We start from the raw sequence: 14,479 nt of genomic DNA, 5'->3' as shown, positions 1-14,479 counted from the left end.
TATACTACAGATAGTATTTGAGGAATATCGAGTTTTATTCACAAGGCGTAGTTCTATTCTAATAATAGAGATGTTGCCTAAGTACAGTGTTTTTTATTAAACTTAATAATTTTTTCCGTTTTGATTTTGTTTCTTAAATATAAGAATAAAAATTATTTTCATGCTTAATGTATCTTTTAGTCTACATATTTTCCATAATCGGGTAAAGCGATTTTATCAAATTCTTGAACGAGTGTTTTGAGGCTTGTTGATAGCAATTCACCCGACATCGGTATCCCATGTCCAGTAACAGCGGTTAGAGGCTTTAACTTCTCTAGCTTAATAACTGACTCTTTAGCGGCTTTCCAGTCTGTTGTTAAATAACGAGGCGGACCGCTTATTTCCTGTTCTTGAGTTATTACTTTATACAGATACTCCTGTTTCACTGTAACAAAAGCGTCCCCAGCAATTAAAGTTCGTTCTTTTTCTCGGAATAATGAAATATGCCCTGGAGTATGTCCTGGTGTATGAATCCATCTAAACTCTGGCATATGGGGAACAGTTCCATCGGTAGGTAGCGCTTTTACGTTATTTCCTAAGTCAATTGGTTCGTTTGGGAACAGAGGAGACATTTTTGCTACCATACCACCTTCAACTGTAGGGTCTGGTTCTGGATAGCTTTGTTGTCCGGTCAGGAACGGTATCTCCATCTGATGTGCATAGACGGGAACATCCCAATACTTGATGAGTTCAATTATTCCCCCAACATGATCAAAATGGCCGTGAGTTAAAATAATGGCTTTTGGGCGACTATTGGTACCAAATCGATCCTCAGCGATAGAGATAATTTTATTTGCACATTTAGGCATTCCAGCATCAACTAAAACAAAATCATTGGTCTCAGGATTTCCAGCAAAGCATATATTGACGATTTGAATCGTGTAACAAAATAAATCAGGCAATACTTCAATGCCATGACCACTTTCAATTGAAGTTGCTGGAATAAACTTGTAATCACTTCCATAATTCATTTCATTGTCCAATTTTTCTCCCCCTTAATATATTTTAATACGACATTATAGTTCCCTAATCTTGAAAATTCATTTTGGCGAATTTGAGAAAAGAATTAATGTGGGATTAAAAAACAATAATTTAGTCCTAGAATTAAGAGAGATTCATATCAATTTATATAAAGTGCAAACAGGAAATATTGATTTTACAATTGTAGTTTCTACTATTTTTTGAGGAGGGATTACGAGTTAATAAAAGATTCATCTGGATATTATAATGTAAGTTTATACAAAAATTACATAACAGTAGCTGATATAAATCCATTAAATAAGACGATTACTTGTACCGATGCTTTTCGTAATCAAAGAATGTTTAAGTTTGGAGATATAATTGAAGTGAATTCGAGGGGATAAATAAAAAAGATTATCTCTTCCTAACTTAATTATATCATGTAAATCAAGTTCGAAATAGACTGTTTCTTCTCATTTACTACTGATACAATCAAGAACACAAGTAAAGTAAGGAGAGATGTTACATGAGTTCTTTCGTTCTCGATTTTCAGGAAATAGAAAACACGTACCTTTCACTTGTCGGTGGAAAAGGTTTGAATTTAGGGGAGTTATCCAACATTCAAGGGATACAAGTGCCAGAAGGATTTTGTGTTACAACGATAGGGTATGAAAAGGCCATCGAGCAAAATGAAGGGCTTCAAATTTTGTTGCAGCAGCTAACGATGCTAAAAATTGAGGAACGAGATCAAATTTGTGAAATTAGTAAGAAGATTAGAGAAGTCATTATGGCGGTGGAAATTCCAGTTGATGTAGTGGAATCAGTAGCTCATCATCTCTCTCGCTTTGGCGATGAACATGCGTATGCAGTGCGTTCGAGTGCTACTGCTGAAGATTTACCATATGCCTCGTTTGCTGGTCAACAAGATACGTATTTAAATATTATTGGAAAAGAAAGCATTTTGCAGCATATTAAAAAATGCTGGGCTTCTTTATTTACAGATCGAGCGGTTATATACCGAATGCAAAACGTTTTTGATCATAATCAAGTTTCTATATGTGTTGTCGTTCAAAAAATGGTTTTCCCTGTGGCTTCAGGGATTTTATTTACTGCCGATCCGATTACTTCGAATAGGAAGGTGTTGTCAATCGATGCCAGCTTTGGACTTGGCGAGGCGCTAGTATCTGGATTGGTTTCTGCCGATAATTATAAGGTAAAAGAAGATGAAATCGTCGGAAAGGTCATCGCAACGAAAAAATTAGCCATCTATGGACGAAAAGAAGGCGGAACAGAGACAAAGAAAATTGCTCCTAATCAGCAAAAAGTTCAAACACTTACTGAACAACAAATTTTACAACTAGCACGCATCGGAAGACAAATCGAAGTTTATTTTGGTTGTCCGCAAGATATTGAATGGTGTTTAGTTGATGATACATTTTATATAGTCCAAAGCAGGCCGATTACGACTTTATATCCAATTCCAGGAGTAAATGATGGGGAAAATCATGTGTATATATCGGTTGGTCACCAACAAATGATGACCGATGCGATGAAACCACTTGGGTTATCTTTTTTCTTGTTAACGACTAGTGCACCTATGCGTAAAGCGGGAGGCAGGTTATTTGTTGATGCTACGCAACAATTAGCTTTACCTGCTAGCAGAGATTACTTAATAAACACTTTAGGAAAATCGGATCCACTCGTAAGAGATGCATTAACGACTATAATCGAGCGAGATGATTTTATTCAATTGTTACCGGATGATGAAAAAGGAAAGAGTGCTAGTAAAAGTAAGCAACCTGCAAGTTCGCAAACAGAAATCGAAAATAATACGGCAATCGTTACGAATTTAATACAGAATAGTCAAGAATCAATCGAAGAGTTAAAACGAAACATGCAAACGAAATCAGGTGTGGATGTATTTGATTTTATTTTGCAAGACATCCAGCAATTAAAGAAAGTATTATTTAACCCGCAAAGTATAGCTGTTATTATGGCTGGTATGAATGCTTCAACATGGATGAATGAAAAGATGGAGCAATGGCTAGGTGAAAAAAATGCAGCAGATACACTTTCTCAATCCGTACAAAATAATATTACTTCAGAAATGGGTTTAGCATTATTAGATGTTGCAGATGTGATTCGGCCGTATCCAGAAGTCATTGCGTATTTACAGCATGTAGAAGATGACAGCTTTTTAGATGAATTAGTTCAGTTTAAAGGCGGGGAAAAAGTTCGGGATGCAATCGAGGCGTTTCTAAGCAAATATGGAATGAGATGCAGCGGAGAAATCGACATTACGAAAACGCGCTGGAGTGAAAAGCCAACAATCATTATCCCGATGATTTTAAATAATATAAGAGACTTTGAAGCTGGCGCTAGTAAGCGAAAGTTTGAAGAAGGACTACAGGAAGCTTTGAAAAAAGAAGAAGAGTTAGTAGATCGATTACAAGACTTGCCGGATGGAAAACAAAAAGTAGAAGAAACGAAGCGAATGATTCGCAACATCCGTAATTGTATCGGTTATCGTGAATATCCAAAATACGGCATGATTAATCGTTATTTTATATATAAGCAGGCGTTATTGAAAGAAGCTAAGCAACTTGTGCAGAGCGGGGTCATTCATGAAGTCGATGATATATACTACTTAACTTTTGAAGAACTTCACGAAGTCGTCCGCACAAATAAACTAGATTACGAGCTTATTCATAAGCAAAAAAATGAGTACAAATTATATGAAAAACTAACGCCGCCGCGAGTTATGACGTCTGATGGAGAAATCATTACAGGTAAATATAAACGAGAAAATCTCCCAGCTGAAGCAATAGTAGGTTTGCCTGTTTCTTCTGGAGTGATTGAGGGGAGAGCACGCGTTATTTTAAATATGGAAGACGCGAATTTGGAAGAGGGAGATATATTAGTTACGGCATTTACCGATCCTGGCTGGACACCTTTGTTTGTTTCTATAAAAGGGTTAGTAACAGAAGTCGGTGGGCTTATGACGCACGGAGCAGTAATTGCACGTGAGTATGGATTACCAGCAGTCGTCGGAGTAGAGAATGCTACGAAACGAATAAAAGACGGTCAACGAATTCGGATACATGGAACAGAAGGGTATATTGAAGTGTTGTAAGTAAAAGAGCATCCACTATTATAGTGGATGCTCTTTTATTATATAGCTGACTTATTTCTTTAAACCAGCCGCATAAAAAGGTCCATGAACTGCAATAGTTGATAAAAAGCGAGCAATCTCCTCAGGTGTTTCTTTTTGTCCATTATTTAACCATTGCTGTATGACACCTATATGTGCAGATGCCATATAAGAAGTTAAGTATTCGCTTGGAACAAGTAAATTTTCCTTATTAATGAGAGGACCATTCGTATCTTCAAATAATGTTTTCCACATAAAATCTTTCAGTTTTGTTTGGAAAGATAAATCTCCATTTGGGCTAAGCACAGCTCTCATAAAATCACTATTTTCATTTAGAAATTCAAGAATAGAAGTGATAAGTATAAATGGCATTGTTGGAGAAGGATTTGTTCCAAGATCAGCAATAACTTCCGGGAATTTCTGTTTGGCAATTTTAGAAAACTCGTACATAATGTCTTCTTGGCATTTTGTCATTAAATCAAATTTATCTTGATAGTGCGCATAGAAAGTACCGCGATTAATGTTTGCTTTCGTAGTAATATCTTTCACTGTAATGGCGTCAAAACCTTTTTCTTCAATTAGCTCCACCAATGCATTTCGTATGGCGGTTTTCGTACGAACAACACGCAAATCTAAATTGCTATCGCGCAACGCATGTCCCTCCTTAATTTTACTCAACACATTTAGAAAATGTGTCTTATAACCGACACATTCCCGATTTTTGATTATTGTATATGGTTCAACTCGAACATATAATTCAAAATATAAATAAACAACACGTTGTTGATTATTATAAATCAAATTAAAGGAGGAAAAAAGAAAATGTTTAAAAATAAACTTTTATTTTTATCACCAGTTATTGCACTGCTTGTTGTTTTTATTTTTTCATTAACGTTATTTCCAACTGTTCAACCGCAGCCGAAAAACTTGCCAATTGCAATTGTAAATGAGGATCAAGGTGTAGAAATTCCAAATCAACCGAAAATGAATATGGGGCAAACAATTGTTGATACGGTGAAAAAATCATCGAAATCAGATGAAGAACCTGCGGTAAAGTGGGTAGAAGTGAAGAATAAGGAAGCAGTTCAAAAAGGGCTAAATAATAAAGAGTATTATGCAGCGTTAGTCATTCCGAAAGAATTTAGTGCAAAACAAGCATCGTTACGAACACCACAGCCATCTTCACCTGAGATAGAAATATATATTAATCAAGGAATGAATACGGCTGCATCAACTATGGTAGGGCAAATATTACAGGCGATCGTTGATAATATGAACAATAATGTCCGTACACAAATATTAGAAGGGTTGAAAACAAAAGGAGCTACTGTAACAACAGACCAAGCTGAGAAATTAGTAACACCTATTGTAAAGAACGTGAAAAATGTGAATGAGGTCGGCAAAAATAGTGCGAACGGTAACTCACCAATATCATTGTTCCAACCGTTATGGATTGCAAGTTTAGCTAGTGCAGCGATTATTTTTATTGCGATTAGTAAAATGCCAGTAAGCTCAAGAAAAGAAAACTTTCTGTTAAAAGTAAAACAAATCGTAACAGGAGCTATTGCGACACTTGTAATTGGGTTTGGTCTTACATGGATTGCAGATGGGATGGTAGGGTTAAATATTTCGAACTTCACGGATACAGCTCTATTCTTATCTATTACTTCTTTTAGTTTCTTCTTAATGATATCTGCGGTACTTTCATTAGTTGGGCTAAAAGGAATCGGTTTATTCGCTTTATTACTATTCTTCGGGGCGCCGTTATTATCGTTAGCACCTGAGATGTTGTCTCCGTTTTATCAAGACTGGGTTTACTCATGGTTACCAATGAAATTTATGATTGAAGGCCTAAGAGAAATCTTCTTCTTCGGAAAAGGATTAAGCTGGAATACACCTGTTACTGTACTCGTTTGGATTGGTATAGTAAGTATGGTTACTATATTAGCAACTACATTCAAACGTAGTGTAGTAAAAGGGCATAAAACAGAATTGAACGCTTAAAAAAAGCCGTTTCACTAAATTAGTGAAACGGCTTTTTTGTGATGAAATCTAAAAGCTGAAGAATGAGTATCTGCTGTTGTCGCCTTAGAATTAAGTCGGAATCTCTAAAAATCGCGTACGTTCCAAACAATCTCACCACGTTCATCATCCCACGTACTGTGATGACGCTTAAATCCTATCTTTTCTAGTACCCGGAGTGAAGCGATATTCCAAGCGCCTACAGTCGACCAAAGTCTATGGCGCCCAGTAGCAATCGCAGCGTCCAGTATAACGGATGCCGCCTCAGTTGCATAACCTTTACCATGGGCGCTGCGGAACAACTCGTATGCAATCTCCGGCTCTTCAAGTGTGGAACGACCGATAATTAAGCCGCAGTATCCGATGAAATCGCCTTCATTGCGCCTTCGAATAGTGAGAAGGGAAATGCCATTTTCCTCTGCCTTCTTGCGCATCTCAATGAGCCGGTTACGAACGGAATCAACGGCTGGAATGTCCACACCACGTTCGCCAATTAATTTGCTCAGCCAAACGGAATCGGATTCCTCCCACATACTAAGCTCAAGTCTTTCGGTTTTCAGCTGGAAGGCCATAGGTTTAAATAAAGATGGCATAGTGGTACCTCCTAGTTATATGACTGGATTCATAATAGCTTCGCATCTCAACACCACATCTGGTTGGAAACCTGATTCATTCGCGAATTTATAGCAACAGCGTACAAAAAAATAGTGATATTTTATCCGCTATTTGCCGTGTAGTAAAATCCCCATTGATTATAGTTTCACTTTATGAATAAGCAATTCCTTTGCAAAATAGACCCTTTTCTCAAACTTTACTTTCAATCTAAAGTCGTCCCGTTATATACACAGGCTCCTACTATTTCTAAATGCATAAAATGTTAAGCGAAAGTATGGAGGGATACGATGTATAATTCGAATTATTATGATTGGTATAGACAAAATGATAAGTTGATTAGTGATATTGAAAAAGCTATAAACGGAGAGTATAGCGCTATAAGCTGCTATGCAAAATTAGCGAATATGGCTCCAAATCAAGTAGAACAAAAACAAATTCTTGAAATTCGTAATGATGAAATAAAGCATTTCCACAACTTTGTACAAATTTATACGAGTTTAACTGGTAGGCAGCCAAAACCGCAAATTACTGAAGACTGCCCAAATACGTATTTACAAGGATTAGAGTTCGCTATACAAGATGAACAAAAAACAGTAGATTTTTATTTGGAAATTTCAGATGAGACATCGGATGCACATCTGAAAGAGTTGTTGCGGAGAATAGCTGCGGATGAACAAAATCATGCAGTATGGTTTTTATATTACTTCGTGAAGTCGAAGTGAGCATTAAGAATGAACGACTGATGTGGTGCATATATTAAAAAATATTTTAAAACGTAGTGCAACAATTGAATGAAATATTTAAATGTAAGCAGAAGGAAACCGTTTCGCTAGTAGTGGAGCGGTTTTTTTATGATGTACATATGTATCGACAAAATATAGTAATTACATTTGATATATAATGTATGAAATGAAAATGAATAAGTTAGGAGCAAGTATATGAAAAGAGGGATTACAGTAGATATTCTAGATGGATATGATAATTTACTTTGGAAAGTATTAAAGCCAATTGATATTACTGTATTTGATTGGCAAGTCATGGGAAGGGAGGAAGCTTATATAATAATAGGGAATGAATTAGGTTCAGAGTTATTTTCAGAAGATAACGAGATTATGGAAGGATCAGAATTAAAAAAGCTAATAAAAGATAACATATATTATCTTTTATTTTTAGATTTAAAAGCATGTCCAAAAGGAGAGGTACTAGGAGAAATTGCAACATTTGAAGAATTTAAGGAGAGTAAGTGTGAAGTAGTCGTATTAGTAGCGGATGGTGAGTATATACAAATTTATGCGAAAAACCAAGAAGAGATTGAAATGATGTATGAAAACGCAGTGAATCAAGGATTTTATGTAGAATATATTACAGATGAAAATGATGGAAGGATGCATTTGTCAGTATGGTAGCAATTTGAAAGGGGAACGGCAATATGGAGAGAAATATAAGTAAAGAACATGAAATTCGAATTGCTACTGAAATTGAAAGTGATAGTATTCTCCTTTTATTAAAAGAAGTAGCGCAATGGCTACAATATAAAGAAGTGGATCAGTGGCAGTATCTTTTAGGAGAGGAAGCTACGGCTGAAATACTAGAATGTATAAGAGAAAAATATACATATGTTGTTCTGAAAGAAGATGAAATAGTTGGTACGGTTACAGTTTCTCCTAAACAAAATGAATGGGATGAACATATTTTTGGTAAAGAGGAAGTTTCTAATTCATTATATATTCATAGATTTGCGGTGAAACGGAAGTATAAGGGAAATGGAATAGGCGAATGGATTTTACAGTGGGTAGAAGAGAATGTGCAATGTGATAAAGAGTATTTGAAGTTAGATTGTGTGGGGCATAATCGTACGTTGAATGATTTTTATAAGAAAAATGGTTTTGAATATGTTGGAAGTACGGATGGGCTTAGTAAGTTTCAAAAGAAAAGGAGAATGTGAATGCATCTAATTAATGTAAGTTTAGTTGAAAAGTTAATACAGGAACAGTTTCCCGAATGGGCCCATTTAGAAGTGAAACCTGTAAAGTTTAGTGGGCATGATAATAGGACGTTTCACTTAGGGGATGAGATGAGTGTAAGATTGCCAAGTGATGTGGCATATGCACCGCAAGTAGAGAAAGAAAATAAGTGGTTACCACTATTAAGTAAGAGGCTTTCTTTACCGATTTCTACCCCACTTGCGAAAGGAAATCCGTCTGAAGCGTATCCATTGCCTTGGTCTATTAATAAGTGGATAGAGGGGGAAACAGTTACGAAACAAAACGTTCGTGATTTAAATGAATTTGCAGCGGATTTAGGATCTTTTTTAGTAGAATTGCAATCTATTGATGCGAGTAACGGACCTTTAGCTGGAACACATAATTTTTACCGGGGCGGACTTATATCGGTATATGATGAAGAGGCGAGAGTTGCTATTGAAAATAATAAGGATGTTTTTGACGAGGCATTATTAAAGCACCTTTGGAATGTAGCACTTAGTTCAACATGGGACCGTAAGCCAGTTTGGGTTCATGGAGATGTAGCGCCAGGGAATTTACTCGTTAAAGATGGAAAGCTTTGTGCTGTAATTGATTTTGGTATTTTAGGAGTAGGAGATCCTGCATGTGATGCGGCGATGGCTTGGACATTTTTTGATGAAAATAGTAGAAACGTATTTAAAGAAGTGTTACGTATGGACGAAGAAACATGGAATAGAGCGAGAGGATGGGCACTTTGGAAGGCGTTAATTACATATGACGCAAATAAGGATAGTAATGAGAGGGTGGCAGAAGAATCTTATCGTATCATTCAAGTGATTGTGGATGATTATAAAGGGGAATAGAAAAGCCTATTTTAAAATAGGTTTTTTCATATGATTAAATAGTAGAAACGGAAAGAAGGAATATAACATAATTATACAGAATATTTAGATAACAGGAGGTGTCGAATTTTGAGTGAAATTGAATTAAAGAGCAATATAATTAAGGCAGGGCGAGAGAAGGGGATTATTCTCCGGTTTATACTTGCTAGTCTCGTTGGAGTGTTTATGTTTTTCGTTCCTGTTACGATAAACGGTGCATCGTCTATTATGATTGATCATATCGTATCGTGGATTAGGGCTTCGGTTCCTGACGTAGTACCTTATTATGCATTATTTGTTATGGCAATTGGTGCGATTTATCCATTTTATACGAAGAAATGGAATGCATCTATCGTAGACATTTGTTTTTCTATTTTAAAAGTAGTTGGCGTTGTTTTTGGTATATTATATTGTTTAAAAGTAGGACCAGCTTGGTTCTTTGCGCCAGATGTTGGACCGTTTTTGTATGAGAAGCTAGTCATATCAGTAAGTTTGCTCGTTCCAATTGGCTCGGCGTTTTTAGCGTTATTAGTCGGATATGGATTGCTTGAATTTATCGGTACATTTTGTCGTCCGATTATGAGGCCATTATGGAATACGCCGGGGAGATCGGCAATCGATGCAGTTGCGTCCTTCGTTGGAAGTTATTCGCTTGCCCTCCTTATTACGAATCGCGTGTATAAAGAAGGAAAGTATACCACAAAAGAAGCGGCGATTATCGCTACAGGATTTTCTACAGTATCCGCTACATTTATGATCATCATCGCAAAAACATTAGATATTATGCATTTATGGAATGTTTATTTTTGGACTACGCTTGTTGTAACATTCATCGTGACTGCTATCACCGTAAGAATCCCGCCCCTCAGTAGAAAACCAGATACATATGTAACAGAAGAAGGGTTCCCAGAGCCTGTTTATAAAGAGAAAATGTTAGAATGTGCTTGGGAAGATGCGTTAGAAGTATCAAAGTCTGCACCGAGCATTATGAAAAATATTGCAGTGAATTTAAAAGACGGATTTATTATGACGATGGGAATTTTACCATCCATTATGTCAGTAGGATTAATTGGTATCGTCTTAGCGAAGTTTACGCCAATATTTGATTGGATCAGTTATATTTTCTATCCGTTTACATGGCTATTACAATTACCAGAAGCAGACTTAGCCGCTAAAGCCGCATCAGTTGGTATTGCAGAAATGTTTTTACCGTCATTATTAGTTGTAAGTGCGCCACTTGTGACAAAGTTTGTCATTGCAGTTGTTTCCGTATCATCTATACTGTTTTTCTCCGCTTCCATTCCTTGTATATTATCAACAGATATTCCGTTAAAAGTATCTGAACTTATTATTCTGTATGTGCAGAGAACGATTTTAACGTTGCTTATCATTACGCCGATTGCTTATTTGTTGCTTTGAACTAGAATGTAAGTTCTAAATATATGACGTTTACTAACTTGTGTAAATGAATATTTATTGTAAAATCGTAGGTAGTGCGAAATTATAAGTGCGATGCTTGAATAAAGGCATCGCATTTTTTATTTTTAGATGTACTACACGTTTACGAAAAAAATATTTTTATATATTAATAAAACGATATTGATGGTATGTTATAGTAACAACAAAGGGGGCTTACAAATGGAAATTATTCACGAAAGAGCAAAGTTGCGGTTAATGGATAATACTGATGTCGAAACTTTGTTTTCGATTGTAGAAGGAAATCGGGATATTTGGGCGTATTTAATCTCTAAAATGGATAGTGTGCAAGATATGCAACAATACGTTCAAAAAGCGATAAAGGGTTACGGAAGAGGTACTCAAATACCTTTGGTAGTCGTAGATCAACAGACGAATAAGATTGTAGGAAGTACACGTTTATATAATATTTCAGTAGAAGATAAGACAGTTGAGTTAGGGCAAACGTGGTATCATCCGAGTGTGCAACGTACGAGTATAAATACAGAGTGTAAGTATATGCTTCTCCAGTATGCTTTTGAAAAACTGCATATGCTTAGGGTACAAATTAAGACGGATGCAAGAAATGAAAAAGCACAACGAGCAATTGAAAGGTTAGGCGCAGTAAAAGAGGGTGTGCTTAGAAATGAAAGAAAATTACCGAATGGTTATGTGAGAGATGCGGTGGTGTACAGTATTATCTCGAGTGAATGGCCAGGCGTAAAAGAACAATTGTTAGAAAAATTAGAGTTATATAAAGAAAAGGTATAATTCGTGTTTTGAAAGGTATATTGTTCGTGAGGTATGAAAAATATACCTTTTTTCTTACAAAATGCTACTTTATTTTAATTCCTTTTGTTTCATCGTTCCCTTCTGAGAAAAAATTCGTTACAATGTAGTTGTATGGTAATAAACTTATGAATTTAAAAAAATGTAATGAAAACCGCAAATGAAAATGAATTGATAATCCTCAATTTTAAATGAAAACCCTTTTATATATAAATAACAAGTAAAGTTCCTTCTTTTAAATAAACTCAAACAAAACGATTTGATATAAATGTTTTTTATAGAAGTATGGATGATGTACGGAGGCAATTACAAATGAAAGAAAATAAGAAGAGTAAGAAAAGACGAATCTTTCAAGTATTTTTACTAATGATTTGTTCTGCTATTTTATATGTAAGTTATGCAGCTTACGATATTTGGAGTTATCGTTTTAAAGCAAATGATGACGTGAAAACGGATGCTGGTATCGTACTAGGCGCAGCTTCATGGAACGGAAAACCATCTCCTGTATTTAAAGAAAGAATTAATCATGCGATTTCTTTATATAGGAACGGAAATATTAAAAAGATTATTTTTACAGGTGGTACAAAGTTCGAGGCAGAACTTGAGGAAGCACGTACTGCAAGAGTATATGCAATGAAACAAGGTGTAAAAGAGGAAGATATTTTAATTGAAACAAAATCCCTTTTCACTGAAGAAAATTTAAAGAATGCGAAGCAAGTTGGAATAGAGAACGGAATACACACATACACGATTGTAAGTGATCCACTTCATATGAAACGCGCAATGAGAATCGCAAAACATATTAATATTGAAGCATATGCTTCACCAACGCCGACATCAGCATATAAAACGTTAGATACAGAAATACCATTCTTCTTTAAAGAATTATTCTCGTATATTGGATATGTAACCTCTTTGCCGTTAAAAGCATTGAAGGGGGACTAATATAAGAAAAGGATCTATCCTTAAATAGGAACTTTTCTTATTAGTCAAAAACATTGTATTTTTATCGGAATAGTGAAACAATAGAGAGGTAGCTTCATATAATCATAATGACAAAATGAACGGTTTATGAATCGAGCATAAAGTGAAACTTTAATCAGTGGGTGGGTTTCCCACTGATTATTAGTTGAACCAATCGGGCGTTTACGGGCAGTTGATCTCCCGCCTAACTTCCTTTGCTTCACCTGAATTTTTAGGTGGGAGTTTTACTGCCCGCAAATAGCGGGATAAAGGAGATTATAGTATGGCACTCTCATTTGTTGAAACAGAAGAACAGTCTTTAATTATTGAGAAAATAAATAAATTGATTCCGAAGTTCATGGAAAGGGAGCATCAGCTAAGTGAATTAGGATCATTTCCGTATGAAAATATAAATGATTTGAAAGATATCGGATATACGAAATTAACGTTACCGAAGGAATTTGGTGGTAGTGCCATTTCTTTATATGACTTCGTTTTATTTCAAGAGAAAATCGCGGAAGGCTGTGGAGCTACTGCATTATCGATTGGCTGGCATCTTGGCATTGTGAAGGAGCTAGCGGAAAATCGCTCTTGGAATGATGAGATGTTCAAATGGTTTTGCGAAGAAGTACGTAATGGTGCGCTCTTTAACAGGGCAGCAACAGAACCGAAAACAGGGAGTCCGACGCGTGGCGGCAAACCAGAAACAATAGCGGTTCAACAAGGCGAGAAGTGGGTTATAAATGGAAGAAAAACTTTTACAACGATGGCGCCAGTACTTGATTATTTTATTATTTCAGCAAGTATGGAAGGCCAAGAAGAAGTTGGTGAGTTTGTTATTCCAAGAAATACACTCGGTGTATCTATTGAAGAAACGTGGGATAGCGTTGCAATGCGAGGGACTGCTAGCCACGACCTTGTCTTACAAAATGTAGAGATAGACAACCGCTTTTTTACGGATGTAAAAGGCGGGAAAGTGAAACAAAAGGGTATTGGCTGGTTGCTACATATACCAGCATGTTATTTAGGAATTGCACAATCAGCAAGAAATTATGCAGTTCAGTTTGCGGGATCATACAGACCAAATAGTTTAAACCATTCTATTAGTTTATTACCGAATGTTAGAAGATTAGTTGGAGAATTAGAACTCGAGCTTATGCAAGCTCGCGTCTTTTTATATCAAATTGCGAAAAAATACGATGAGGCAGAAGATAAACTGTCACTGCAAGCAGAATTAGCGGCAGTGAAATACGCCGTAACAAATGCGGCGATATCCATAGTGGATAAATCAATGCGCATCGTAGGAGCAAAAAGCTTATCAGAAAAAAATCCGCTCCATCGTTACTATTTAAACGTCAGAGCAGGATTACACAATCCACCGATGGATGATGCAATATTGTCTATGCTGGCGGATGCGGCGTTTCGGTCGTAGTTTTTAAAGCTTATATTTTATTGTTTATGGATAAAATAGTTGTTTTGAAAGCACGGGTTTGATTAGTGATCAAATCCGTGCTTTTTATGTGTATGAAGTACTTGGTTGAGATGTAGGTTTTTAATATAAATGATTATCATGGTTTTGTGATTGTTTCTTGTTGAAAAATTCTTGTTGTAATGCCAGTTTGAAGGCTGTATAAACATTT

At 36.0% G+C, this 14,479-nt stretch carries 13 protein-coding genes; 10 read left to right on the top strand and 3 right to left on the bottom strand.

All coding sequences use genetic code 11. From position 1 onward, the window contains the following. Positions 1-176: 176 nt before the first annotated feature. Positions 177-1,022, bottom strand: coding sequence for an MBL fold metallo-hydrolase (locus BCG9842_RS15200; protein WP_000368266.1), 846 nt, complete (start codon positions 1,020-1,022; stop codon positions 177-179). Positions 1,023-1,525: 503 nt separating this feature from the next. On the opposite strand from BCG9842_RS15200, the gene ppsA reads away from it, so the two are divergent. Next, positions 1,526-4,132 carry a phosphoenolpyruvate synthase gene (gene ppsA / locus BCG9842_RS15195; protein ID WP_000094220.1) on the top strand — a complete coding sequence of 869 codons (2,607 nt, stop codon included), beginning with the start codon at positions 1,526-1,528 and terminating at the stop codon, positions 4,130-4,132. 51 nt (positions 4,133-4,183) lie between these two features. Here the strand turns inward: ppsA and BCG9842_RS15190 are convergent, their stop codons facing one another. Next, the gene (locus BCG9842_RS15190) at positions 4,184-4,801 is read right to left on the bottom strand and encodes a TetR/AcrR family transcriptional regulator (RefSeq protein ID WP_001205690.1); all 618 of its coding nucleotides are present in this window, start codon (positions 4,799-4,801) and stop codon (positions 4,184-4,186) included. A 171-nt stretch (positions 4,802-4,972) separates the two neighbouring features. On the opposite strand from BCG9842_RS15190, the gene BCG9842_RS15185 reads away from it, so the two are divergent. Then, positions 4,973-6,154 (top strand): YhgE/Pip domain-containing protein, encoded by a 1,182-nt coding sequence (locus BCG9842_RS15185; RefSeq protein WP_000475847.1) that lies wholly within the window; start codon positions 4,973-4,975, stop codon positions 6,152-6,154. A gap of 104 nt (positions 6,155-6,258) precedes the next feature. On the opposite strand, the gene BCG9842_RS15180 is transcribed toward BCG9842_RS15185, so the two are convergent. Further along, positions 6,259-6,765, bottom strand: coding sequence for a GNAT family N-acetyltransferase (locus tag BCG9842_RS15180; RefSeq protein ID WP_001139517.1), 507 nt, complete (start codon positions 6,763-6,765; stop codon positions 6,259-6,261). A gap of 309 nt (positions 6,766-7,074) precedes the next feature. Here BCG9842_RS15180 and BCG9842_RS15175 point away from each other — a divergent pair, with 309 nt between their 5' ends. From BCG9842_RS15175 to BCG9842_RS15140, 8 genes are all read left to right on the top strand, one after another. Continuing rightward, entirely contained in the window at positions 7,075-7,509 is a 435-nt protein-coding gene (locus BCG9842_RS15175) for a ferritin-like domain-containing protein (protein WP_000282834.1), read from the top strand. 216 nt (positions 7,510-7,725) lie between these two features. Then, positions 7,726-8,193: a DUF2691 family protein gene (locus BCG9842_RS15170; protein ID WP_000820198.1), complete on the top strand. Its 468-nt coding sequence runs from the start codon at positions 7,726-7,728 to the stop codon at positions 8,191-8,193. A gap of 23 nt (positions 8,194-8,216) precedes the next feature. Next, positions 8,217-8,732, top strand: a complete 516-nt coding sequence (locus BCG9842_RS15165; protein WP_000440746.1) for a GNAT family N-acetyltransferase — start codon at positions 8,217-8,219, stop codon at positions 8,730-8,732. Next, entirely contained in the window at positions 8,733-9,614 is an 882-nt protein-coding gene (locus BCG9842_RS15160) for an aminoglycoside phosphotransferase family protein (RefSeq protein ID WP_000550180.1), read from the top strand. A gap of 108 nt (positions 9,615-9,722) precedes the next feature. Continuing rightward, positions 9,723-11,051, top strand: coding sequence for a YjiH family protein (locus BCG9842_RS15155; RefSeq protein WP_001289409.1), 1,329 nt, complete (start codon positions 9,723-9,725; stop codon positions 11,049-11,051). A 219-nt stretch (positions 11,052-11,270) separates the two neighbouring features. Beyond that, entirely contained in the window at positions 11,271-11,858 is a 588-nt protein-coding gene (locus BCG9842_RS15150) for a GNAT family N-acetyltransferase (RefSeq protein ID WP_000402590.1), read from the top strand. A gap of 330 nt (positions 11,859-12,188) precedes the next feature. Then, on the top strand, positions 12,189-12,821 hold the full coding sequence (locus tag BCG9842_RS15145) for a YdcF family protein (RefSeq protein ID WP_000662217.1): 633 nt from the start codon (positions 12,189-12,191) through the stop codon (positions 12,819-12,821). 301 nt (positions 12,822-13,122) lie between these two features. Then, positions 13,123-14,271 carry an acyl-CoA dehydrogenase family protein gene (locus tag BCG9842_RS15140; protein WP_001218365.1) on the top strand — a complete coding sequence of 383 codons (1,149 nt, stop codon included), beginning with the start codon at positions 13,123-13,125 and terminating at the stop codon, positions 14,269-14,271. Positions 14,272-14,479 lie beyond the last annotated feature (208 nt).

It is taken from the genome of Bacillus cereus G9842, from assembly GCF_000021305.1.
Taxonomy (GTDB): domain Bacteria; phylum Bacillota; class Bacilli; order Bacillales; family Bacillaceae_G; genus Bacillus_A; species Bacillus_A thuringiensis_S.
The sequence above is the reverse complement of the archived record's forward strand: the minus strand, read 5'-3'. Positions and strand labels throughout refer to the sequence as shown.

What these genes read in the sequence shown, in the direction of transcription:
- BCG9842_RS15150 (WP_000402590.1), top strand. Translation starts at nt 11,271, where the DNA reads ATGGAAATTATTCACGAAAGAGCAAAGTTGCGGTTAATGGATAATACT.
- BCG9842_RS15175 (WP_000282834.1), top strand. Translation starts at nt 7,075, where the DNA reads ATGTATAATTCGAATTATTATGATTGGTATAGACAAAATGATAAGTTG.
- BCG9842_RS15160 (WP_000550180.1), top strand. Translation starts at nt 8,733, where the DNA reads ATGCATCTAATTAATGTAAGTTTAGTTGAAAAGTTAATACAGGAACAG.
- BCG9842_RS15185 (WP_000475847.1), top strand. Translation starts at nt 4,973, where the DNA reads ATGTTTAAAAATAAACTTTTATTTTTATCACCAGTTATTGCACTGCTT.
- ppsA (WP_000094220.1), top strand. Translation starts at nt 1,526, where the DNA reads ATGAGTTCTTTCGTTCTCGATTTTCAGGAAATAGAAAACACGTACCTT.
- BCG9842_RS15145 (WP_000662217.1), top strand. Translation starts at nt 12,189, where the DNA reads ATGAAAGAAAATAAGAAGAGTAAGAAAAGACGAATCTTTCAAGTATTT.
- BCG9842_RS15165 (WP_000440746.1), top strand. Translation starts at nt 8,217, where the DNA reads ATGGAGAGAAATATAAGTAAAGAACATGAAATTCGAATTGCTACTGAA.
- BCG9842_RS15180 (WP_001139517.1), bottom strand. Translation starts at nt 6,765, where the DNA reads ATGCCATCTTTATTTAAACCTATGGCCTTCCAGCTGAAAACCGAAAGA.
- BCG9842_RS15140 (WP_001218365.1), top strand. Translation starts at nt 13,123, where the DNA reads ATGGCACTCTCATTTGTTGAAACAGAAGAACAGTCTTTAATTATTGAG.
- BCG9842_RS15170 (WP_000820198.1), top strand. Translation starts at nt 7,726, where the DNA reads ATGAAAAGAGGGATTACAGTAGATATTCTAGATGGATATGATAATTTA.